General features: G+C 34.6%; 21 protein-coding genes. 16 read left to right on the top strand and 5 right to left on the bottom strand.

Translation table 11 applies throughout. The annotated features are described in order from the left end of the window. The 8 genes from EQJ87_RS01625 (at position 1) to EQJ87_RS01590 (ending at position 7,780) form a co-directional block, all read left to right on the top strand. Complete coding sequence (locus EQJ87_RS01625) at positions 1–2,190, top strand: prenyltransferase/squalene oxidase repeat-containing protein (RefSeq protein ID WP_190289017.1); 2,190 nt, start codon at positions 1–3, stop codon at positions 2,188–2,190. Positions 2,191–2,244: 54 nt separating this feature from the next. Beyond that, a complete protein-coding gene (locus tag EQJ87_RS01620; protein WP_130123040.1) occupies positions 2,245–3,396 on the top strand; it encodes an MFS transporter in 1,152 nt (383 codons plus the stop codon). A 184-nt stretch (positions 3,397–3,580) separates the two neighbouring features. Next, positions 3,581–4,036: a MarR family winged helix-turn-helix transcriptional regulator gene (locus tag EQJ87_RS01615; RefSeq protein WP_130123039.1), complete on the top strand. Its 456-nt coding sequence runs from the start codon at positions 3,581–3,583 to the stop codon at positions 4,034–4,036. Beyond that, positions 4,037–4,570, top strand: a complete 534-nt coding sequence (locus EQJ87_RS01610) for a GNAT family N-acetyltransferase (RefSeq protein ID WP_130123038.1) — start codon at positions 4,037–4,039, stop codon at positions 4,568–4,570. Between the two features lie 18 nt (positions 4,571–4,588). Beyond that, the gene (locus tag EQJ87_RS01605) at positions 4,589–5,290 is read left to right on the top strand and encodes a B3/B4 domain-containing protein (protein WP_130123037.1); all 702 of its coding nucleotides are present in this window, start codon (positions 4,589–4,591) and stop codon (positions 5,288–5,290) included. Continuing rightward, the gene (locus tag EQJ87_RS01600; protein ID WP_130123036.1) at positions 5,262–6,530 is read left to right on the top strand and encodes an MFS transporter; all 1,269 of its coding nucleotides are present in this window, start codon (positions 5,262–5,264) and stop codon (positions 6,528–6,530) included. The genes EQJ87_RS01605 and EQJ87_RS01600 overlap by 29 nt, the downstream gene beginning before the upstream one ends. A 633-nt stretch (positions 6,531–7,163) precedes the next feature. Continuing rightward, entirely contained in the window at positions 7,164–7,481 is a 318-nt protein-coding gene (locus EQJ87_RS01595) for a carboxymuconolactone decarboxylase family protein (protein WP_130123035.1), read from the top strand. Next, complete coding sequence (locus EQJ87_RS01590; RefSeq protein ID WP_130123034.1) at positions 7,478–7,780, top strand: putative quinol monooxygenase; 303 nt, start codon at positions 7,478–7,480, stop codon at positions 7,778–7,780. Before EQJ87_RS01595 ends, EQJ87_RS01590 begins: the two co-directional genes overlap by 4 nt. A gap of 212 nt (positions 7,781–7,992) precedes the next feature. On the opposite strand, the gene EQJ87_RS01585 is transcribed toward EQJ87_RS01590, so the two are convergent. The 4 genes from EQJ87_RS01585 to EQJ87_RS01570 all read right to left on the bottom strand — a co-directional run bounded on the left by EQJ87_RS01585 (position 7,993) and on the right by EQJ87_RS01570 (position 11,422). Further along, on the bottom strand, positions 7,993–8,943 hold the full coding sequence (locus tag EQJ87_RS01585) for a CorA family divalent cation transporter (protein WP_130123033.1): 951 nt from the start codon (positions 8,941–8,943) through the stop codon (positions 7,993–7,995). Positions 8,944–9,012: 69 nt separating this feature from the next. Then, on the bottom strand, positions 9,013–9,564 hold the full coding sequence (locus tag EQJ87_RS01580; RefSeq protein WP_130123032.1) for an Asp23/Gls24 family envelope stress response protein: 552 nt from the start codon (positions 9,562–9,564) through the stop codon (positions 9,013–9,015). A 21-nt stretch (positions 9,565–9,585) separates the two neighbouring features. Further along, complete coding sequence (locus tag EQJ87_RS01575) at positions 9,586–9,777, bottom strand: DUF2273 domain-containing protein (RefSeq protein ID WP_223804473.1); 192 nt, start codon at positions 9,775–9,777, stop codon at positions 9,586–9,588. A gap of 745 nt (positions 9,778–10,522) precedes the next feature. Further along, a complete protein-coding gene (locus EQJ87_RS01570) occupies positions 10,523–11,422 on the bottom strand; it encodes a hexosyltransferase (protein WP_190289016.1) in 900 nt (299 codons plus the stop codon). Between the two features lie 856 nt (positions 11,423–12,278). On the opposite strand from EQJ87_RS01570, the gene EQJ87_RS01565 reads away from it, so the two are divergent. Then, positions 12,279–12,485, top strand: coding sequence for a helix-turn-helix domain-containing protein (locus EQJ87_RS01565; RefSeq protein ID WP_130123031.1), 207 nt, complete (start codon positions 12,279–12,281; stop codon positions 12,483–12,485). 137 nt (positions 12,486–12,622) lie between these two features. Beyond that, positions 12,623–13,480: an aldo/keto reductase gene (locus EQJ87_RS01560; protein ID WP_130123030.1), complete on the top strand. Its 858-nt coding sequence runs from the start codon at positions 12,623–12,625 to the stop codon at positions 13,478–13,480. A 110-nt stretch (positions 13,481–13,590) separates the two neighbouring features. On the opposite strand, the gene EQJ87_RS01555 is transcribed toward EQJ87_RS01560, so the two are convergent. Next, a complete protein-coding gene (locus EQJ87_RS01555; RefSeq protein WP_130123029.1) occupies positions 13,591–14,163 on the bottom strand; it encodes a TetR/AcrR family transcriptional regulator in 573 nt (190 codons plus the stop codon). 277 nt (positions 14,164–14,440) lie between these two features. Here EQJ87_RS01555 and EQJ87_RS01550 point away from each other — a divergent pair, with 277 nt between their 5' ends. The 6 genes from EQJ87_RS01550 (at position 14,441) to rnr (ending at position 22,328) form a co-directional block, all read left to right on the top strand. Continuing rightward, positions 14,441–14,932 (top strand): hypothetical protein, encoded by a 492-nt coding sequence (locus EQJ87_RS01550; RefSeq protein WP_130123028.1) that lies wholly within the window; start codon positions 14,441–14,443, stop codon positions 14,930–14,932. A gap of 86 nt (positions 14,933–15,018) precedes the next feature. Next, positions 15,019–17,100: a leucine-rich repeat protein gene (locus EQJ87_RS01545; protein ID WP_190289015.1), complete on the top strand. Its 2,082-nt coding sequence runs from the start codon at positions 15,019–15,021 to the stop codon at positions 17,098–17,100. A gap of 103 nt (positions 17,101–17,203) precedes the next feature. Beyond that, positions 17,204–17,839, top strand: coding sequence for a hypothetical protein (locus tag EQJ87_RS01540; RefSeq protein ID WP_130123026.1), 636 nt, complete (start codon positions 17,204–17,206; stop codon positions 17,837–17,839). A 459-nt stretch (positions 17,840–18,298) separates the two neighbouring features. After that, on the top strand, positions 18,299–19,621 hold the full coding sequence (locus tag EQJ87_RS01535) for a DUF3440 domain-containing protein (RefSeq protein WP_130123025.1): 1,323 nt from the start codon (positions 18,299–18,301) through the stop codon (positions 19,619–19,621). Continuing rightward, positions 19,603–20,139 (top strand): IbrB-like domain-containing protein, encoded by a 537-nt coding sequence (locus EQJ87_RS01530; RefSeq protein WP_130123024.1) that lies wholly within the window; start codon positions 19,603–19,605, stop codon positions 20,137–20,139. Before EQJ87_RS01535 ends, EQJ87_RS01530 begins: the two co-directional genes overlap by 19 nt. 158 nt (positions 20,140–20,297) lie before the next feature. After that, on the top strand, positions 20,298–22,328 hold the full coding sequence (rnr, locus tag EQJ87_RS01525; RefSeq protein ID WP_130123023.1) for a ribonuclease R: 2,031 nt from the start codon (positions 20,298–20,300) through the stop codon (positions 22,326–22,328). Positions 22,329–22,656: the final 328 nt, after the last annotated feature.

Genomic DNA, 22,656 nt, shown 5'->3' with positions numbered 1-22,656 from the left:
ATGGTTTATATTTTAAAAACTCTTTCGGATTACATCAAAAATAATCTTTATGATGAGTATTACGGAGCATTTTATAGTGTTGTTAATCGGGACAAACAGGATATTGTGACAGAAGATAAAACACTTCTTGATGTTTCTTTAGGTCTTCTCGCCTTTTCAAAGCAAAATGATAAAAAGATGGTTTTAACGTTGTTGAAAGATATGGAACAATTCCAAGACAAAGAAAATGGAGGATTCTATGAAATTCTTGATGGAACAAATATTAAGCAAGAGATAGGGATAGTAAAAACAATTTTCATACAAGCTCTTGCTCAATTTGCACGTTACGTTGCAGCTAGAGGTTTAGAAGATAAAATTTTGGTAAAAACTTCTTCTGAAGCAATCGAAAGAATAAGTAAACAATATATCATTAAAAACAAAGCAACTATATTAAGTCAGGATTGGAATGATGCTATTGATACCTCTATTAAGTTATTAGATGTTTCTCTTTTACTTTATATCTTAAATCAAATTGGAAGAACAGATTTGGGCAGTATATTTATTGATTTTCTCAAAGCCTTTATTGATCCTGAAAAAGGGGCATATTCTAAAATCAACGGAGATGGCACCCCTATGTTTTTTGCAGGAAAAAAGCTCCTAGATATGTCTGTAATGATTTTAGCTATAAGTGCGTTGGATGAAAAAGAACGACAAAAATTTACTGGTGTTATCAAAGACACAATTAGTTTCATTGACCGACATTACAGACATCCGTTGACAAAAGGTTTTTGGGACAAATCGGACAAAGATGGAACAATTTCAGTCAGTGTAATTAGTGCCTATTATCAAAAAAGTGAATCTCCTTTTCCAATAAAATCAATGTTAAGTCATGCAGTATTTCTTATGGCTTTGAATAAGATAGACCATTCGTCAACTAAAAGTCTTGTTGAAAGTATGAAGAAAGAAGTGCAAGAACAAATTCTTCATTTTTATGATACTAAGAATGGAGGAATAAATTTTGGCCAAGGAAATTGGTTTTCAACCCCTACAAGTCCTACGGTTCCGATAGCGAGACACGTTATGGTACCAACCTATACTAAAGGTGCCTTTTACGTGGGGAACACAGCTTACCTTCCTTTGCATGAAAAAATAACAACACTTCAACTTTTGGGTCTATTGGTTTTGGATGAAAATGCCAAGTTATTGAGCCAAAAATTTAAAAAAATAGATTATCAAAGCCATTCCTTTGATAAAAATAAAAATAGCCTTCCTTATGCTGCCACAGCAGGAAAATTGACACAGCAACATATTGATATAGAAAAATATAAAGAATGGTCTCACAAGACAATTTCTGGCTTTTCTTATGGTTTGACAGCTTATAAATCTCCTTTAGGAGTAAAATCTGATAAAACACCTCAAAATTTTTCAGCCCTTCATGTAATTGCAGATATGACATTACTTGGAGAAGAAATTCCAAATAAAAAGCAGCTAGAGACTACTCTTGTTGCTTGTCAAAATGAGGATGGAGGTTTTGCCGAACAACCTTCACTACTATCAGAATTATTCACGACATATTGTGTCGTTGCTTCTGAATTTATTTTGGGACAAGTAAACTATGATGTAAATAAATGTTTAGAGTTTGTTAGAGCCTGCCAAAACGAAGATGGCGGTTTTGGAAATTCGCCAGGTTATCCTAGTGATACTTGGCATACCAATTTTGGTGCGGTTATTCTGCATTTATTGGATGCAGAAGCAAAAGATAAAGAAAAGTTGATTCAATATTTACTGAATTGCCAAAATGAAGATGGAGGATTTTCTGTAATTCCAAACGGAGTGTCAGAAGTCTTTTCAACATTTAGATGTATTGATAGCCTGCTCGTTCAAGGAGTTGCAATCCCTCATGAGAAAAAAGTTATTCAGTGGCTTCAATCTTTACAAGACAAAACAGGTGGATTCTTATATCAAGAAAATCAAGTTGTTAGTTTTGTTGGAAGTTACCATGCGATTGGAGCTTTGTATTTACTAGGAAGCCTTCCGTTAGAAGTTGAACAAGCCCAAGTATGGCTAGCTCAACATCAATCAAGAGATGGAGGATTTTCAAGAGCTATTGGTGCACCTTCAGACACGACAGATGAAGGCTTCATTTCTATTCATGCCTCCTATATGTTAGAACAAAAAGTTGATCCTTATTGGGTTGCGCTTATTACTTAAAAAGTCCTTGAGATAAAGTAAAAAATAAAATTTAAAAGAATATAGGAGATTATAATGCGTAAATATGGATTGATTTTTTTCTTAGTCATGTTTTTAATTGGAACGGATACTTTTCTGATTTCCCCGTTACTGCCAACATTATCAAATTTGTACAAGATTAACCCAAGTATTTCTGGGTGGATGGTCAGTGCCTATGCAATAGGTTATGCCGTTTTCGCTCTCATTAGTGGCCCAATTTCTGATGGACGAGACCGTAAGAAAGTCATGTTAATTGGATTTCTTGCTTTTGCTATTTCAACCTTTTTGTGTAGTTTTGCGACCAATTTTACTCTGATGATAATTTTCCGATTTTGTGCGGGAGTCAGTGCGTCTTTTGTGACACCTCAGGTTTGGGCAAGTATTCCTGTGGTATCGCCCAAAGAAAAAATTGTTCAAATGATGGGAATTGCCAGCACTGGTCTAGCAGCATCACAACTCTTGGGAGTACCTATTGGAGCTTACTTGGCATCCGTTTCTTGGCGAGCACCTTTTTATCTCATCTCAGCATTCAGTATAGTTTTGTTGCTCATTATCAATTTTGTGATTCCAAGCCTCAATACTGCTGGACAATTAGATAAAAGCAAGGGAATTTTTGAAACTTATGCCGAAGTGTTGAAAAATCAAAAGACCGTTCAATATCTTGTGGCTTATCTGCTTTTTCAAACAGGAAATTTTGCTGTTTTGAGCTTTATTGGGACCTGGTTTGCAAAGGACTTTGGATTAAGTGTTTCTGAAATTGGAACTGCAATGATTATTATTGGCGTAGGTAACTTGATTGGTACTTTGTTTGGAAATAAACTCATTGCTAAATGGGGACTTTCAAAATCTTTATTGATTGGCCTACTCATCCTTTGCGTTTTGTATGTCATTACACCTTTTTCACCGAATATTGAGATGGCAGTTGGTATGTTAGCAGTAGTTTTCCTGCTTAATGGCTTTGTCTTCCCAATCTTTATGACAACCTTACAAAGCACAACAACGACAGCAAGAAGTACCGTGTCCTCGCTTTCAAATGCAGCAATGTACTTAGGCACGACCATTAGTGGAATTTTAGGCGGAATATTATTGACTCATTTCACAGGATTTTTCGGAATCACTACTTTTACGATCATTCTTTATTTACTAGTGCTTTATCTGTATAAAAGAAGTAAATTTTTTGCGAAGTAAATAAAATGGAACAAAGAGCCATCGTGAGTAGATGACTTGTTTTTACTCTTTTCTTACCAATTATTTGGCAAGCATTTGGAGAGTACAAATTTTAAGTTATCTACTAGATAGCTTTTTATTAAAAAATATAGTTGCAAATGCACTAAAAAAGAAGTATAATATTTTTTAACGAAGGAGATTAAAAATGGAAAGCGAAATATTAAGACAGATTGGAACAATTTCACGATCGTTAGATTCGATTAGTAACGTAGAATTTGCACAATTTGACCTAGCAAAAGGTCAATATCTTTATCTAAGTCGGATTAAAGAAAATCCAGGTATCATTCAACATCGTTTATCAGAGTTACTGTGCGTAGATAAATCTACTGCTAATAGAGCAATAAATAAGCTGGAAGAAAAAGGGTTAATCACTAAAAAAGAGGATTTAGTGAATAAAAAAGAAAAACATCTTTTTATTACTCAAAAGGGAGAGAAAATTTATCCAGTCATTATTCGTGAAAATGAATACTCAACAAAAGTTGCATTAGAAAATATTTCATCTGAAGAAATCGAACTATTTGTTGAAGTAATAAATAAAATGGCTGATAACCTCTCACAAAATTGGTTGGATGTTAAGAAGGGAGTCAGAAGAAATTATTAAATGAAAAAAGAATCAGAGATGATATTAAAAAAAGTAACCTTGAAAGATGTGCAACAATTACAAGAAATAAGTATTGAAACTTTTTCCGATACATTTAAGGATGCAAACGATGAAGCAAATCTAAAAGAATATTTAAAAAATGCATATAATATTGAGCAATTGAAATCTGAACTTTCAGATTTGGAGTCGGATTTTTATTTTGTTTACTATAAAAAAGAATTAGCAGGTTATCTAAAGTTAAATGTCTCTAATGCTCAATCAGAAAAACATGATATAAATGCTTTAGAAATCGAAAGGATTTATATAAAGACTCACTTTAAGCGTCTAGGACTTGGAAGGTATCTCTTAAACTACGCAATTAATCAGGCGAAAGAACTTAAAAAAACGAGTGTCTGGATTGGTGTATGGGAAAAAAATATAAATGCACTTAATTTTTATAAAAAAATGAATTTTGTTTACTTTAGTGAACATATATTTAAGCTTGGTAGAGAAAAGCAAAGAGATATCCTAATGAAGTTAGTAATAAATAAATAAAATAAAGGAGAAAACAATATGGGTTCTAAATTTAAAGTAGATGGTAGCTTTTGGGATATATTTCCTGATGCAAGCATAAGTGTGTTAACAATAACAGGGGTAGACAATAAAATTCGTCCAGAAATTATGGATAAAACTCAAAAGTTACTAGATAATTCCACCCTAAAATCTGAAAAATATTTAACAGAAGATACTTTTTCTTCAAATATTATCATCCAGGACTGGAGACAAGCTTTTACCAAGTTTAAAAAGAAAAAGGGAGCTCGCTCATCAATTGAAGCCCTATTAAAACGTGTAAGTCAAGGGCAAAAATTCAATTCGATAAATCCATTGGTTGATATATATAATAGTATTTCTTTAGAGTATGGTGTACCGTGTGGTGGTGAAGACTTAAACATGATTTCTGATATTATGCATTTAGGAACTGCTAACGGAGGCGAGAGTTTTATGCCTCTGGATTCAGATAAAGACGAGCCAGCATTACCAGGCGAGGTCATTTATTATGATAATGAGGGAGCAATTTGTCGGAGTTTTAACTGGCGTGAAGCACAAAGAACAATGTTAACTGAAGATACAAACAATGCAATTATGGTGATTGAAGCAATTAACGAAGAGCAACAAATTAGAGGTGAGCAAGCTATACTCGAATTGAAATGCCGCATTCAAAATTTATTAGGTGTTGAGGGACAAATTGAAGTATTTAAAAAGCCTCGAGAATAAACATATTCCTTTAATGATGAGCCCTTTTGTATCACAATTAGGGCTTTCAGTATATTTAATTGGCCTAAATTGGTTAATTGTAGAAGCAACGGGTACAACAAAACAGTTAGGAATTATACAAGCAATAAGTGGTGTCGCTTTTATCATTACTGATATATTCGTCGGAGTATTAGTTGATAAATATAACCCAAGAAGACTTATCCTTCTAACTAATTTAATATCAGCACTTGTTAATTTCGGAGGAGCGATATTTATAAGTTCCAGTCACCCACAAACTTTGCTTTTAATAATAACTACATTTTCTTTAAATATTATGTTGGCAGTTAATTATCCTTCTGTAAAAGCTTTGGTGCCTAATATCATTAAATCACATAAAACCCAAAGATTTAATGCACTCTCTAATACAATTTATGGGTTTGCTAGTATTCTGGCACCGCTGATTTGCAGTATTTTCCTTTCTTTAGGAAAGTTTTCTTTTAATCAATTTTTATTCGTAAATGGGTTTCTTTTTTTATTTGCAGCATTAATAAATAATAGAATTAAACCTCCTAAGATTTCCTCAGCAAATATACGTGGAAAATTTATAGAGAATCTTATGGAAGGGTTTAGGTATATAAGGAGGACTAGAAAGCTTATATTATTAATCTCTGCAATGGGAGTTTTTAATTTATGTTACTCAGGATTTCTATTACTGATTCCCTACTTATCTAAAAACTATTTTCGAAGCAATATTAATATATACAGTATAGCGTTACTTTTGATGTCACTAGGAGGGTTAATGGGAGGAATAAATCTTGCTAGACTAACTAAAAGTATTAGTAGTTCAAAAATGTATTTAGAATTAATACTATTTTCACTAATATTACTCGGAGTAGCGTGTTATTTTAATCAATACACTTGGTTAGGGATGATGATTGTATTTGGATTTGTTCAAGCACAATTATTTGGAAGTATACCGACGTTTATTCAAAAAGAAACGGATATGAAGTATATGGGAAGAGTTTTCGGATTAGCTTTCCTAGCGTTCGATGGCGCACAACCTCTTGGGAATCTAGTATTTTCTAATTTCATAGATGCCCTAGGCTACAAGACTTACGTTGGTATTAGTGTCATAATGCTTATTTCATTTATGGTTATATTTATTTTTGATATACAATATAACGCTTCAAATCAAAATGACCAATTAGATTCTATTGAAATAGAGGTTAATCATTTATCTGGAGGAAAAGAGAAGATATAAAATAATTAAACGTGTTAAGTATAAAATAGTAACAATTTTTGAGAAATCCACATAATTAGTTTTTGAACAGAATTTTGGAATAGAAATGAAATTGTTCATGAGTCATAGAAAATAGAGGCGTGATAGCTTTTTAAGTTATCACGCCATTTTAGTAAAATTAATGAGTAACCAATCTAAACATAATACTTAAGAATAGTCTCAAAAAACATTAGAATGTCACTGATAAATTTGATTTTCTGAGTCACTAACATTTCATTTTTTCTAAATCAACTATATGACTTTTCTAATAATCTTTGGATCCTCTCAGTTTTTTCAAAATAATCTTCAATAAAAAACTTTTCTCTTGACTTGAAGTCCACTTCAAGGTTTAAAATGAAACTATCAAGTCAAAAAGAAAGGAGCTGAGTTCGATCTTTTCGAGGTAGGAAGGAAAATAACAAGAGAGTCGCTGCGGATATGAATAGCCTCTATGATAAATTTGGGATTGAGCCTGACCCTATCCTCGTATAGTAGCTTTGCCATGAACCAACCCGCTGATGTCAATGTGAGCGAGTTCACTGTTGGACCAACCGCGCAGCCTTGGTAATTTTCGTAAATACTCACAGAATTTAATAAATAAAAAGGAGAATCAAAATGGCAGAAAAACAAACTGCTGGCCACGATCAGTTAGGATATTTCGCCCCAAAATTCGCAGAGCTCAATGATGATGTATTATTCGCTCAAGTCTGGACACGTGACAGTGAACTTTCACCTCGCGACCGTAGTCTAATAACAATCACAGCTTTAATAGCTGGCGCTAACTTTGAACAGTTAAAATTTCATATGAGCAAAGGAAAAGAAAATGGTTTGACGCAGTTGGAAATCTCTGAATCCATTACACATCTAGCTTTCTACGTAGGATGGCCAAAAGCTTGGTTGGCCTTCGCCATTGCTAAGGAGGTATGGAAATGAGCTTAATTATTAATATCATTTACCGTGGTAAGGGCGACGCTGCCCAAAAATTTGCTCAAGAAATGCTGGAATCCGGTACGGTAGCTGAAATTCGTGCTAAGTCTGGCAACTTGCGATACGACTACTTTCAACCGCTTGATGATCCAGAAGCTTTGCTTTTGATTGATGCATGGGAAAATCAAGCCGCACTCGATGCCCACCACAAAAGTCACAGGATGAACACGATAGCGAAACTGCGCGATAAATACAACTTGCGACTAAGTGTGACTCGCCTTACAGAATATACAGAGGATAAATGAGTGAATAAAATGAAGTTGATAAAGCCCTAACTCATCCAGCTATGAAACATGGCGCTAGTTCTCACATGGTGCTATTACTAGGGATCAAGCCGTTGGACTAGAGGAAGTCGATGACGCTTGTTAAAATAAAAAGAATGTAAAAGACCACGGGCCAAGCTTTCAGTGGTCTTTTACATTCTTTCAGTACTGAAAGTTCGTAGACAGTACTAGGATTACAAAAATTTCATTCTCTTCATCCAAAACCATACAGTACTACTAATTATTAACGAGATTCCAAACACTAATAGAAAACCAAAATCCATACCATCAAATGGAAGTTTCACGTTGATACCCCAGAAACCATAAATAATGGTTGGAACTGTAAGAACAATAGAAATCTCCGTCAAAGTTTTCATGATTGCGTTCAATTGGAAAGAGCTAAGATTAGTAATCATGACATCAAGATGCCCAAGATACCTATCATAAGATTTGACAAGTTTTTTCAGAGTATCTAAACTTTCTTCTAGCTGTATCGTTCCGTTTACACCATTTGTTTTAAGCTGAAGTAAGTCCTTCTCACGTTTGAAAAATTCGATTAGTTTATCATCACTATCGTAAGTTAAAGTAAGGGTAATCAAATGTTTTTTTAACTGAAGAAGATTATTAAAAATAGGTCGAATGGGCCCAGAATTACTAATTGAAGTTTCTATTGCTGTAATTTCATCTCTTATTTTTCGAGCATCATCGGACATTTTTTCTAGTGCTGCATTCATAAGTCCTATTAAACTCTCCCCGCCTGTCATTTCCTTAGTTTCATAATCCTTTAGAAAATGTAAAAGAAAGTCCTCCTTTTCTTCAGTAATGACAAAAGTAGTGGTCTGAAATTTTAGAATAATAAGAGACTTGACCATTCGTTCAATATGTTCGTCAGTTCTTTCTTTGGGGTAGAGTAGAAGAAGCGTGACAATATTTTCTGTTCCTGATTCATTTTTCGCCTCATACTTTGCTTCTTTTTCATCATAAAATAATGATTGAATATCAAGTTTATAGAGTTGCTTTAAGTGCTTAAAAAAAGTCTTCGTTGGATGGTAAAAATAGATGATATTATCGTCATTTTTATCTTTCAAATTCTTTATAGCACTTTCATCAAGTCCATCAGTTTTTAACATCCTATATTGAAACATCTAATATCCTCCTCTAGTTAAAAAAGAAGACCTCTTGAAGAGGTCTTTTAGTGTCTATAAGGTAGACAACTAGTCGACCCGCCCTTTTTCAGGAGTCATATCATCCACTTTGTCTACTTGTTTAGAAGTGAATTTACCAGTGCTTTGTCCAGCACCTACAACACGGTCTTGCACTGTGACTTCATCATCTTCTTGTTCAGCTTTAGTTTTGATATCAGTCACAGTCACATTGACTTCCACAACATCTAAATCTGTCATATTTGCCACTTCTTTAAGAATAACGGCTTTGATTTTCTCATAAATATCCGGTACGTTTTTGCCATACTCGGTGATGACTTTCAAGTCCACTGCGACTTGAGTTTTACCCACTTCCACATCAACGCCAGAAGTGACATTATCCGTATTAACTAACTTGCTCGTCAAATTAGAGAAGAAGCCTCCTTCAACCGCAAGTAAGCCATCAACGTTTTCCAAAGCATACCCTACGATTTTTTGAACCCCTTTATCTTCATAAGTCAATTCACCATTAATTTCATGGGCAGGTGCAGGTGTTGTCTTATCAGAAGGGTTAGTTTGTGTTTCTGCCATTGTGCCAAAAGGTTTCATATTTTCTTGTACCATACTATTTCTCCTTGTCTATCTTTATTTACGATTTTTAAATTGTTCGATTAATCCTGACCTTTGTAAATACAGAGCTACAAAGTCGCCTACCATGATAAAGATAAGGAGCAGAATTGTTTTCCAAAATCCACGCATGAAGAACGCAATAGCAACTAAGCCACCGATTCCCCCCCTCCGATGATTGGGTAACGATGCTTTTTCCAGTTCTTCCATCGTCTCCTCTCAAGCTACTGGGATCACTAAGGTCAGCGAAAGGAGATTAAGAATGAAGAGCATAATTTTCTTTCCAGTAGGTATAAGGTCTACTTTCTGGATTGTCAAACTTAATAGTTCATTCTAGCTAAGACAAAACATACCCTGGACACAACACTCATGACTCTAATATGTGATACCTTATAGTAATTTAGCGCATACGCTTACATTAACACTCTAACATAATAAAATGGGTGACTCAAGGAAACTGTTTTATTTTTAAGAATAATTGTTGTTTTAAGTAACTCTATATAACGTTTATTTAGTAAAAATAGGTGATTTTGTTTCCACATTATATTATCAACAACGATTGCTAGTATCAATGATAGATAATATTGGTTACCGACACCCAAAAATTCCTCCAAACTCAGTATCGAAAAAACAAAACCACTATTGAGTCCTTTAAAATATAAACACTGTGAACTAAAAGGAAAGTTTCTATTCCTTTTTTATTAAATGAAATTATTTTTATCAAGCTCATGCGGCTTAAATATGAAGCCAAATTACTTTCTGAAAAATCCAAGCACTTACCAATGGGTAACTTACAATTTTTCTATATGAGTTGCAATCTGAAGTAAGATATAGTTTTACCCTAAACCTCCTCTCCCTCAATATTTATTATTTACAAAAACAAGCTAGTCTGTATTCGATTTTTTAGTTCACTTTAAAAGAAAAAGTAAGTAGCTAGTTCTTGATTATTCATTTATCATTTCTGTTCAAGTGAGTCAAAATATAAATAATTATCTTCTAGTTTTTCTGTACAGAAGAAGCGTTGAATCCATAAGTCAGGTTCGAAAAATCGAATCATATTGGAATTTAGCTGCTTATGAGGTTTATTCATAAACGCTGGTAAACCCTCTAAAGCATCATGACCCAAAATAAAGATATTATCAGGATGATAGAAATAGTATCGTTTGATTTCTAAATTTGTAGTGACGAGCTTCTTTTGGAAAAATAATGCCTCCATAGTACGCAATGTGAGACCATGTTGCTCTTCCTGCATTATTTCTAAAATTCCATTTGTAAGCGATAGAAAATCTAAAAATTGATGGTAGGGTAAATAGCCCTTATTTTTATTACCCTCATCCCCTTCAATAATAAAAAGATTTAACGAAAGCCCTAGATTTCCTAACTTTTCTTTAAGGACATGAGCAATATTTCGCCTTCCTTTATTGCTGCCTCCAAAAAATAAATCATACTGAGGAGTTTGCGTCGTCAAATCCACACATGATTTATAAAAAGTAGAGTTATGATAAAGCCCATACTTCTTAGCTTCTATGGGATCAAAGCTGTAATAATCGTCAATGATTCCATCCTTTTTCGTGTCAGATAATAAATCAAGTTTCTCATGGGTTAACTTGTTCCAAAAGAAGAGAACTAAACGAGCGGAAGAGTATTTTTTAACTATCCTTGCATATTCAGGATTGAAACCACTATCCATAAAAATAATGAGCTGGTATCGAGAAAGTAATCTCGTGTCATTCTTATCATGTGTGGCTATCTCTTTTAACTCACTTCCTGATATTACATCTATCTCGGTCAGAGCATCAAAAAAATAAAGGCGGTTATCTTTTGCGACTAGCAGTACTTCCACATTATTAATCATATATCTTCCTCCGTATTTTGTATTACTGTAATCATATACCAAAAAAACTAAGTAATCAAAAGAATAGATTGGAAAATTTTAAATTATATATGCAATTGATAAAAAAGAAAAAGTTCAGCATACAAAAGCTATAAGGTTTTCCTTATTCCGAGAAATGGAAACAAAGAAAACAATAGTTTTTAAGCAATAGTATTCTAGAGAATATGGTAGTGTGTTCTCCAAATTCTATCAAATAGTGAACTAAATAATCAAGTTCCTTTGAATTGTAGTAGACTGTTGAGCAATCTTTACAGTGAATATTTTTAATTTCCATAATTTAGTAGTGTTTTTTTTTGGAATAATTCTTTACCAAAAGGGCTAATTTGGCATTGAAAATAGGTGGTTCTAAAATTTCTTTCATGATTTTCAAGCAGTCGAGCCATTTCGTCGTGAGAAAAAAACCTTACTGCTGTCAAGTACAGTCTTTCCTCTAAGTATATTTTTTTGATATTCGATAAAAATACATTGACAAACAGATGCTTTTTTGCTAAAATAAGTCCATTGCGGGAAAGTTAAAGAAAAATAGAAATGTTAATAATCACTCTGATTGTTATTGCAATAATTTGCTAACGACATCATTTTTCATTAATTAATTTATCAATAAAGTTATATCAATTAAAAGTTCCTTTTTTTGCTTATCGTAATAATTCGGGTGATTAGTTATATTGTAAAAATAACGAATTTTACTGGTTTTATATCTTTTGAAATTACCATCACTAATCTTGAGTATCTTTGCGGGTGTTATGGAAAAGTCACTTAGGAAGATGATGAAAATTAAATCTGAAAATGATTTAACAGTATAGGAGTTATGCTATAAATGTCAATTAAAGTACACATCGATCGAATGTTGGTAGAACGAGAAATGTCAGTGACCGAACTATCGGAAAAAGTAGGTATAACTATGGCTAACATTTCAATTTTAAAAAATGGGAAAGCTAAGGCAATCAGGTTTTCGACTTTGGAAGAGATATGTAAGGCTTTAGATTGCCAACCAAAAGATATTCTAGAGTATATTGAAGATTAAATGAGAGTGAACACTAGAAAAGTTTTAGAAGAAAGATGATAAATATCAAAAGATTCTCCACTTAGTCATATAATGTATAATTATATGACTAAGTGGAGAATGTAAGGGATAAAATATTTTAAGGAAGAATAGAAAATATGGATAACATAAAATTAAATGATGGTGTAGAGATTCCAGTTTTAGGCTTTGGAACCTTCTTAATCCCTGCCGATGGCAGCACTTATAACGCAGTAAAAGAAGCTTTGGCATCTGGAATCCGACATATTGATACAGCCGCTGCCTATTTCAACGAGAGAGAAGTAGGTAAAGCAATTAGAGATAGCGGAATAACTAGAAAAGAAATTTTTGTAACAAGTAAATTGTGGATTCAGGACTTTGGCTATGAAGGGGCAAAGAAAGCTATTGATACATCACTTGAAAAGTTAGGATTAGATTACATGGATCTTTACCTGATTCATCATCCTTATGGTGATGTTGTTGGAGCTTGGAAGGCGATGGAAGAAGCGAAAAATGAAGGAAAAATCCGATCGATAGGTGTTAGTAATATGACACCAAAAATTTGGAAAAATTTTGTACCACAGTTTGAATCGTTACCATCTGTCAATCAGGTAGAATATAATCCTTATTGTCAACAAAGAGAATTGCGCCAGTTAATGAATGAAGCAGGAGTACATATTCAAAGTTGGGGACCTTTAGGAAGCGGGAACAAAGAGCTTCTATCGGATTCAGTAATTACCAAAATTGCACATAAGTATAATAAAAATAGTGGCCAAATTATTTTGAGATTTGAAATACAAGATGAGATAATAGTATTTCCGAAATCCACTAATCCGGAACGAATTAAATCTAATATGGATATTTTTGATTTTGAACTCACTGAAAGTGAAATGATGCTGATGCGGGGGTTAGATAAAGGTGAAGGTTTCCACGATCCAGACGCAGCAGGAGTTGAAGAAATGCTACTTTCAGCAATTGATGTACATAAAAAAGACTAATTTTCCATGGTGAAGCCAGGTAGAGTCTGAAACAAAAAAAGCCCTGAATATGATATATCAGGGCTTTTTTTGATTTAAAAAATTAAAACCATATAGCAGGTTTTCTAGGATCAAAGTCGATAAGATTTTCCAATACAGTCATTAGGAGATAATGCAACAAGTTTGAGGAATTTTGTTTTAAAAATTTCCGGAGGAAGTGGAAAGGGCTGACTCAGCCAGGATACAAAGAGATCAAAAATATAACCTACAAGCAGACGAAGTAAAATTTCTGAATCTATTTGTAGTTCAGCACAAGACTCGACCACAAAAGGTTTTAACCAGTGATAATAATTACCTTGTAGCCGTTGAAACCAGCCCGTGTAGAGTGAGCTTGTGTAGATAATTCTTAACCAATCTCGTTTTTCATAAAGTGCAGGAATGAGTTCATCCGCTAGTAGTTTGAAAGGGGAAACACCAGGTGTAGGGGGGAGTTGTGTCAGCTTTTCTCTTGTACGTGTTGCGATTTGTGAATAGATATCTTCAATGATATCCTCTACATTACGATAATGTTTTTGATAAATTGCTTGACGAGATAGATTGGCCTCAGAAGCAATTTCTGTTAGGGTAAAGCTTGTTCTTTCAGGAGATCGTTGGGCTAATCTAAACAAGGCATCGATAATGACTTGACGTGTATCTAAGGGCATGACAGAATTCCTCTACTTTCTTATATTTGATTAAAAGTATAGCAAAAGAGCTCTCTAAAAAGAAATGGAATGGTAAAGAAAAAATTTACGCGATGTCAATGGCATCGATCTTTCATTTAAGTAAATAGGGATTTTATTGACGAAAAACCCTTGCTATCCTTTACACTGCGTCAATTTTTAGGGGCTAAAAAAGTATTGAATTTGAAAATAAGTTCGTGTAATATTGTTCTTGTGAAGCACAGATGAGTAAATTACAAAGGAGTGTGAGTAGAGAAATTTGAAAAGAAAAAAATATAAACTTTTGATTTCAGTGCTTGTTTTATTTTTGATAGTGGGTGGGTTTTTGTTTTATCATTTTCACTCCCAACCCAGTCGAACGTTGAGTGGGTTACCGACAGAGTACGGAACGAAAAAAATGTCGGATAAAGCCTTAAAAAAGTATGTAGATAAAAAAGTAAATGCCAATCAAGTCACCATGGAAGTTTATCCAGAAGTCACGATTAAATCTGATGGTATTAATGGCAATTTATGGATTCATAATGTTCCTATCAATAAAGTAGGACAACAGGCAACGCTATTGGATGAAAATAATAAAGAATTGACGAAAACTGGGTTAATAAAGCCTGGTTATCAAGTGGATACCGTAAAGTTAAATAGAAAATTGACGAAGGGATTGCATAAGGGAACGATAAAAATAACCTTTTATGATTTGAGTAAAAAAGAAAAAGTAGGACAAGAGGCAATTGAAGCGCAGATTGAGGTGGAGTAAAGATGAGAAGAGTCAAGATAATGAGTTTGGTAGTCCTAGGTTTTGTGAGTGGTGGGGTTGTTTATACTCAATGTACAAAGGCGGAAATGTTAGAGAAAGATCAAATGGCTCAAGATGTACCGGCAACTCCAACGTCTGGGACTACAGTATCAGAACCTACTCGTGGTGATTTAGAAATGAAAAATTCTTCAACACTTTCAACCTCTCAGAGTAGCGCTAAAAACTTGGAGCCAGAAAAACCTTCCGTCTCTTCAACAACTTCGACATCAAAAACTATTTCTAAGAGTTCCGAAACAAAGGAATCCACAGCCTCTAGTGTTGAAAGTAAAAGTACCACAACGCAAGCACTTCCAGAAACAAGGGATGCGAGTTTTGCTGGGAATGGTTGGCTCATGTCAATAGGAAGAAATTTTGCAGGAAATTCTGGTGATAAGGATGTGTCACTTTTAGATCGAAAAACTTCGTGGAACTTTGAATATTTAGGTTCAGATATTGATGCTTATCGAATTAGTGAAGGTGATGAAAGTTTAAGGATTTTCTGGGGGAAACTAAAACGCGTCAGTGGAAACAACCGAAACTCTAGGGAAGCATATTGGAAATTCGTTCGAGTAGCAGGGGGAGTGAAGATACAAAATGTTGCTTATTCATCAGATTGTTTATCTGTTACCTATGAAGGATATGGTGGTCAGGTCACATTTTCTGGCTGGAAAAACTTAAGTTCACAAATTTGGAACCTTAGTAAATCCAACTATGATTATGCTCAAAAAATATTTTATGTTCCGGTAAATACGAAAAAAGCGATTGATAGTGGTAATGCTAATGGGGGTACAGTTTGGTACAGTAATAACTCAAAAGTAGAAGAAGGTGAGTTACTCCACCTGACACCCATTAGCGATGATTTATCTTTAAAAGAGTATGTCGCGAAGCGAGGAGACGAAGAAATTAGAAGAGTTTATGTGATCCCAGTTCAGTATAATTTTGTTAACCAAGTGAACTTTTCAAAGTATATTGATATCAACTCACCAGTTAAAAGTTGGGTGCTCCCTGAAGAACTTACAATTCCTGCGTCGGTCCTTCGTTACAATGAAGACACTGAATTATTTGAGAAGTATCGAATTTCTTCTATTAATGACAAGGCTTTTGAAGGAGCATCTATAAAAAAGGTTACTTTTGATGATAAGCTAGACTATATACGACCTCGAGCTTTTGCTTCAAGTGCTCTTGAAGCGATTAAAAATATTTCTTCAGGAACCTGGTTAAGTAAAGAAGCTTTTACTGGGACACATATTAGGGATATTGTCACGGATGATCCAGAAAAATTTGCAAGAAATACCTCAGAGACTGTTTTTAATAATTACAAAAATCAGAAAATGACGGTTTGGAAAAAAGGAGGAAAACAGACATTTACCTCTTCGTATGGTTCAGAAGTCTTGTCAAGTTATAATCTCCACGAAAAGGCAAACCTATCTCTTTCGTTGAATGTCTCATACCCAGAGGGAACTCAACTTCGTTACCCATTAGATGAACTCACGACAAGTTTTAAAGATGCGGAAGACTGTTGGCAGTCTTATCACACTTATCAGTGGTATAAAGATGGGGTGAAGCTGGCCAATCAAAATACTCCGATGCTTAAGCTAACTTCTTTGAAAGCAGCAGATTCTGGAAGTTATTATGCGATGGTAGATGGTCAAAGAGTAGAAGAAGGAAAAGATATCAAAGTTAAAGTTAAAGTTGACAATACAAATCCTAGCTCACCAGAACCTGCGAATCCCGATTCATGGATTAATGTCAGTTTACCGGTCAACCTAGAGTTTCATTCTGCTTCCAATGATTATGCGAAAATCGAAGGAAAGCCTGAAAAATTTGTCAACCATTCAGGCAGAGGTGTGAAAATTGTAGTTTCTAGTATCTCTGGACAAGGTGATTTCAAAGGGATTGAAAATTTAAGTCTGAGCGCATTAAAAGGGAGTTCTGTTGATTTGAAAAATTTTGAAAATGGCAAAGAAGTAGAATTGGTAACCTTAGGAAATGTCACAAGTTCCACAAATAGTTCGTTGATTAATATTAATGGAAGTATAGATACTCATGTTAAACAGGTAAGCAAACATCGGATGAATCTCGTGCTTAAGTTCCGTCCTCTTAATCAGAATGGGAAACCCTATTCATAAGATCTCGAGGTCTTGTAAAGTTGTTAAAACGGTATTGGAGTCTTTTTTAAAGGCTTGAATATATAAAAATAAACCCGTCCATTAGGACAAAAGGAGAAAAATCATGAACAAAAAATTGGTTAGCTTAATGTGTGTTGGAATGCTCACAGCTTCATTGGGTGGAAATTTGATATCCTCTGCTCAAGCAGATGTTGTCAAGGATCCCGCAAGCAATACCCAAACTATTGATAATTCCATTGGGACGCCAACGAATACAGCAGATGTGGATGTGACAGGGACCGTAGGATTTGATAATACCGATCCCAATTCGCCAGAACCATCAAACCCAGATGCTTGGTTAAATATTCAAGTTCCAACTTCAATGGCATTTTATTCAACGGCTGCGTCTAACTACGAAAAAATTGACGGTGAAGCAGGGACAATTAAAAACCTCTCAGGGCGTCCTGTTAAAGTAGAAGTTGCAAGTTTTACAGGTAAAGATTTAACTGGCGTTTCAGCTTTAAGCCTTAAAGCTGAAGGGAGTAACGGGAAAGAAATCAACTTAAAGAACTTTGTCTCTGGAGAGCTGATTACACTTGACGGTAAAGATACAACGGCTACTCCATTTGTTGGTGAAGCAACTTCAAAATTAGCAATTGGAGGACAAGTTGATAAAACTGTGAAGGGCTCTCATAAGTCAGAAAATAAATTAGTATTTAAATTCACGCCTCTCAATCCAAGTGGTCAACCTATTTCTTAATTTCTTTTAAAGTGTTGTATTGGAGGAGAGGAGTTGGATGATAATTCTAAGAACTGTTGTTATTCTTTCGATTGTGGTGATTTTAGGGAGTAGTTCTGGTTCCTTAATCGCGAGTGCATCAAGTGTGGAGCCATCCGTTTCTGAAAGGAATAGCGTCTTGGTAATAGGAGATATAGAGAATCCGCAAGAAAATCAAGGAAGTTGTAATTCTCCAAAGATTCTTTCTAAAAAGGTGTCAGTGAATAGGAATGTTGGGAGTAACCTCCTAAAGAAACAAAAGGAATCTTGCCACGCTTGGGGGAAGGAAAAGATCGTCTCTTCTTAGTTAGTTTAGTAGTCCTTCTATTCTTTCTCGTTTTAAAAAAGTTAGAATGGGATAAACGACGTTAAGTGTTTAGAGGGAGATGCTTCTCTCAATTTTGCATCTCCCTTTTAGCTGTTATTTGGGAAGGAGTGAATATGAAAAAAATATTTAAAAAAGATAATGTGTATGAAGCTTTTAATAATAGGTTAGATTATATCATGAAATATTTTAACCATCTTATCGTTTCTTTTTCAGGTGGTAAAGATTCTGGGTTAATGTTGGAGTTAGTTAATGCTTACTATGTGAAACATTCTTTGGATAAAACAGACATTAAAATTTCTGTTTTCTATTTAGATTATGAAGGAAATTACCAACAAACAAAAGACTATGTTCAGCGCTGCATGGGAAAATATCCAAACTTTGATTATTACCATATTTGCTTACCAATTTCAGCCTCTTGTGGTGTGTCAATGTATCAAGCGTCATGGCTACCTTGGGATCCAGAACATCAGGAATTATGGGTGAGTGAAATTCCAGAACAAGCCATTTCTTTGGAAAATCATCATTTCCCATTTTTCGAAATTGGGATGTTGGATTATGAATTTCAAACCAAGTTCTGCCAATGGCTTCATCATGAAAAAAGAGCAAGAAGAACAGCAGTCCTTGTTGGTATTCGTGCTCAAGAAAGTCTAAACCGATATACTGCCATTACCCGTGATGAAACTTTCTCTAAGTTTGGATTAATTACCTATAGCAGACGTATTGCTCATAATGTCTTCAATTTTTATCCCATGTATGATTGGTTATTTGAAGATGTTTGGGTAGCCAATGCCAAATTTGGGTTTGATTATAATCATTTATATGATTTATATTTTCAAGCAGGTGTTCCCTTTAAGTATATGCGTGTTGCCAATCCCTTTCATCAGTGTGGAGTTCAAGCATTAAAGTTATATAAAGCGATTGAACCGTTGACATGGGGCAAGTTAGTTGGGCGGGTTAATGGAGCAAATTTTGCAGCACTCTATGGTGGAACAAGCGCTATGGGGTATCATCGCATCAGTATCCCTCCAGGGCATACTTGGAAAAGTTATGTGGAATTTCTTTTAGAAACACTACCAGAAACCACTCGAAATATTTATTTGAAAAAGTTTAGAAGATCTCTTGAATATTGGACGGACTTAGGCGGTGCGCTCCCCATGGCGATTGTTCAACTCCTTGAGAAGAGCTCACTAAAATTTGAACGGTTGGGTCCTCCTAAAAATAAGCGAAATTATAAGCAAGACTATGAAGTCATCCGTTTTTTAAAGTATCCAGACGATATCCCTATTCAAAAGTTCAAGATGGTCCCCTCCTATAAAAGAATGTGCATTACAATTCTTAAGAATGATACTTCGTGCTGCTATATGGGATTTAGCCCTACGAAGGATGAGTTGCAACTGAAAGAAAAGGTGATTGATTTATGGAAGAAAACTTTATAAGTCCCGTTTATAAAATAAGACAAGTTCCTTTTTCAAAAATTCAAGCGAATAGCTATAATCCTAATGTTATGGCCCCGCCTGAAATGGAATTATTGGAACGTTCGATTATAGAAGATGGTTATACAATGCCCATTGTTTGTTATTATCTTGACGAGAGCGATCGCTATGAAATTGTAGATGGTTTTCATCGTTATAAAGTGATGCAATCTAGTGATGCAATTTATAAAAGAGAGCAAGGTTTCTTGCCCGTAACAATAATTGATAAACCCTTGTCTTATCGTATGGCTAGCACAATTCGTCATAATCGAGCACGAGGGACACATTCGGTAGAAGGAATGGTTGGTATTGTGGGACAATTGGTTGAGCTAGGAGTCAGTGATCAATGGATTAGTGATAATATCGGGATGGACAAAGATGAGATATTAAGATTAAAACAGGTTAGTGGTCTAGTATCTTTATTCAAGGGAAAAGAATTCTCTCACTCTTGGGAAAGTGGAAACAGAGAGGAAGGAATGTAGTGAATATAAATAAACTCGTAGACAAATTATCTACGAGTTTATTTGACTTGCTTTTTCATCAACTCAAATAAACGGTTAAGAATTCTAAAAAAATAAAGAAAATGGCAATTCATTCATTTTAATATTCGATTATTGATTGCTGAATATGTTATGATAGAATGAAACAACTGGAGGAAGAAATAACTATGGTTCAGCTATCAGAATTAGCACTAGCACTTAATCAAACGGAAAGTAAAGGAGTATTTTCCAAACACCCTAAAGGTTTTGGGTTTGTTCATCCAGAAGATGCAACAGATAAATCGAATGATATCTATATTGGTCAAAAGGATACTAAATTTGCAATGGACGGTGATAGTGTTACCGTTAAAGTCACTTATCCTAAAACAGAAAAACGTGGTGCAAGCGGTCAAATAATAAAAATCAATGAACGGTCAGTCATTGATACAGTTGGAACATATCGTTCTTTATCGAATCGACAAGCCAAAAGCTTAGGATACAAAGGAAGAATCGAACTCTTTAATGATAGAATTTCTGAGACACTTTACATAAAGCAACCCTTACCAAATGTTCAGGAAGAAGATGTAGTGAGTGTTAAAGTTACTCAATACCCAACAGATACCAAATCATTTGAAGGAAAGATTACTAGTATTATTGGCCATAAGGGTGAGGTTGGTCTTGATATCTTAGAAGTTTTATGTGCCATGAAAATTCCACAAGATTTTTTGCCAGAGACTCTAGCTGAAGCTGAGGCATTTTCTGAGGAATTAACTGACTCAGATTTGCAAGGTCGTGAAGATTATCGGGATGAGCTTACCTATACCATTGATGGAGAAGATTCCAAAGATTTGGACGATGCCATTCACGTTAAAAAATTATCAAATGGACATTTTGAATTAGGAGTTCATATTGCTGACGTTAGTCATTACGTTACTGAGGGCTCTTCTTTAGATGAAGAAGCCTATTCACGCGCCACATCAGTTTATGTAACTGACCGAGTTGTTCCTATGTTACCTGTTAAATTGTCGAATAATTTATGTTCACTTAATGAAGCTCAAGAACGACTAACGATGTCTTGCCTGATGGAAATTGATGACAAAGGTAAGATTGTTAGTTACAAAATATCACCGTCAGTCATCAAAACAACTTATCGAATGACTTATAATAATGTCAACAAAATGATTCATCAAGGACAAGAAGGTCATAGAGAAGCCCTTGAAAACTTCTCTAAAATTGCCGATTCGATTAAAGTGGCCGTTGAACTTCATGAAATTCTTGAAACAATGCGAAAAGACAGAGGTATGATTGAATTTGATGAGAGTGAAGCAAAAATTATTTTAGATGAAAAAGGTCATCCAATTGAAATTGTAAAACGTGATCGTGATACTGCAGAACGAATGATTGAATCGTTTATGTTGATGGCAAACGAAACTGTCGCTCTTGATTTTCAAAAGAAAAAATTACCTTCTTTGTATCGAGTTCACGATAATCCTAAGGAAAAAGCTTTTGCTAAATTGATAGAAGCTGCTGCTAATGCTGGCTTTTCCTTGAATTCAGATTCTCACCAAGCCATTAATTTCTTTGCTGATGAGATTAAAGGAACAAGTTCTGAAAAGGCATTGACCTATCAACTTCGACATACGATGTCAACAGCGGTTTACTCTGAAAAAAATACAAAACATTTTGGGCTCGCAGCGACTAACTATACGCATTTTACAAGCCCAATTAGACGTTATCCTGATTTAATTATCCATCGTTTGTTACACTTATATCCATCAGATCATTCTAATCGCACAAAGGAAGAGTGGAAAGAGCGACTACCTGAAATTGCAAATCATTCATCAGAAATGGAACATCGTGCGGTTGTTACTGAACGAATAATTGATGCTATGAAAAAGGCAGAGTATATGTCAGATCATATTGGTGAGGTTTATACAGGGACAATCACTGGCGTTCAAAAATTTGGTGTTTTCGTAGCTTTAGACAATACTGTTGAGGGGTTGGTTCGAGTGCCTAACCTACACACTGGTAGCCCAGAAGAAATCGAGTTTGATGAGGAGTTAAGTATTTTTACAGGTAAAAAATCTGGAATAGTTTATCAAATAGGAAAAGAGATAACCATTCGAGTAATTGCAGCAAATAAACGAAAAGGAACCGTTGATTTTGAACAAATCATTTCTGACAAAACCTAGCAAATTGCTAGGTTTTGTCTTATGCTTTATCATAAAACATTCATTTAAAAAATGTTAGAACGAATAAAAAAAGAGGCCGAGTATTTGAAAAATTGGAACATAATCCAACCTTGTACAACTACTATAAAGATTTAAATAAAAGATATGAACAATAGTTTGGTGCCTTTGGTGTGTGTCCTAAAATCCAAATTGATGGTGATCGTTATGATTTTGTAGAGGATGAGAAGGCAAGAACATACGTTCTGAAACAAATCAAGGAAAAACTAAAGAAATAGAAAAGGAAAATTAAATATGAATGTGACCGTATTTTTATCAGATTGAGATGGAA

This window comes from Lactococcus sp. S-13, from assembly GCF_004210295.1.
In the GTDB taxonomy this organism is placed as follows: domain Bacteria; phylum Bacillota; class Bacilli; order Lactobacillales; family Streptococcaceae; genus Lactococcus.
This window is presented reverse-complemented; position numbering and strand designations above follow the sequence as displayed.

What these genes read in the sequence shown, in the direction of transcription:
- EQJ87_RS01625 (WP_190289017.1), top strand. Translation starts at nt 1, where the DNA reads ATGGTTTATATTTTAAAAACTCTTTCGGATTACATCAAAAATAATCTT.
- EQJ87_RS01620 (WP_130123040.1), top strand. Translation starts at nt 2,245, where the DNA reads ATGCGTAAATATGGATTGATTTTTTTCTTAGTCATGTTTTTAATTGGA.
- EQJ87_RS01615 (WP_130123039.1), top strand. Translation starts at nt 3,581, where the DNA reads ATGGAAAGCGAAATATTAAGACAGATTGGAACAATTTCACGATCGTTA.
- EQJ87_RS01610 (WP_130123038.1), top strand. Translation starts at nt 4,037, where the DNA reads ATGAAAAAAGAATCAGAGATGATATTAAAAAAAGTAACCTTGAAAGAT.
- EQJ87_RS01605 (WP_130123037.1), top strand. Translation starts at nt 4,589, where the DNA reads ATGGGTTCTAAATTTAAAGTAGATGGTAGCTTTTGGGATATATTTCCT.
- EQJ87_RS01595 (WP_130123035.1), top strand. Translation starts at nt 7,164, where the DNA reads ATGGCAGAAAAACAAACTGCTGGCCACGATCAGTTAGGATATTTCGCC.
- EQJ87_RS01590 (WP_130123034.1), top strand. Translation starts at nt 7,478, where the DNA reads ATGAGCTTAATTATTAATATCATTTACCGTGGTAAGGGCGACGCTGCC.
- EQJ87_RS01585 (WP_130123033.1), bottom strand. Translation starts at nt 8,943, where the DNA reads ATGTTTCAATATAGGATGTTAAAAACTGATGGACTTGATGAAAGTGCT.
- EQJ87_RS01580 (WP_130123032.1), bottom strand. Translation starts at nt 9,564, where the DNA reads ATGGTACAAGAAAATATGAAACCTTTTGGCACAATGGCAGAAACACAA.
- EQJ87_RS01575 (WP_223804473.1), bottom strand. Translation starts at nt 9,777, where the DNA reads ATGGAAGAACTGGAAAAAGCATCGTTACCCAATCATCGGAGGGGGGGA.
- EQJ87_RS01570 (WP_190289016.1), bottom strand. Translation starts at nt 11,422, where the DNA reads ATGATTAATAATGTGGAAGTACTGCTAGTCGCAAAAGATAACCGCCTT.
- EQJ87_RS01565 (WP_130123031.1), top strand. Translation starts at nt 12,279, where the DNA reads ATGTCAATTAAAGTACACATCGATCGAATGTTGGTAGAACGAGAAATG.
- EQJ87_RS01560 (WP_130123030.1), top strand. Translation starts at nt 12,623, where the DNA reads ATGGATAACATAAAATTAAATGATGGTGTAGAGATTCCAGTTTTAGGC.
- EQJ87_RS01555 (WP_130123029.1), bottom strand. Translation starts at nt 14,163, where the DNA reads ATGCCCTTAGATACACGTCAAGTCATTATCGATGCCTTGTTTAGATTA.
- EQJ87_RS01545 (WP_190289015.1), top strand. Translation starts at nt 15,019, where the DNA reads ATGTTAGAGAAAGATCAAATGGCTCAAGATGTACCGGCAACTCCAACG.
- EQJ87_RS01540 (WP_130123026.1), top strand. Translation starts at nt 17,204, where the DNA reads ATGAACAAAAAATTGGTTAGCTTAATGTGTGTTGGAATGCTCACAGCT.
- EQJ87_RS01535 (WP_130123025.1), top strand. Translation starts at nt 18,299, where the DNA reads ATGAAAAAAATATTTAAAAAAGATAATGTGTATGAAGCTTTTAATAAT.
- EQJ87_RS01530 (WP_130123024.1), top strand. Translation starts at nt 19,603, where the DNA reads ATGGAAGAAAACTTTATAAGTCCCGTTTATAAAATAAGACAAGTTCCT.
- rnr (WP_130123023.1), top strand. Translation starts at nt 20,298, where the DNA reads ATGAAACAACTGGAGGAAGAAATAACTATGGTTCAGCTATCAGAATTA.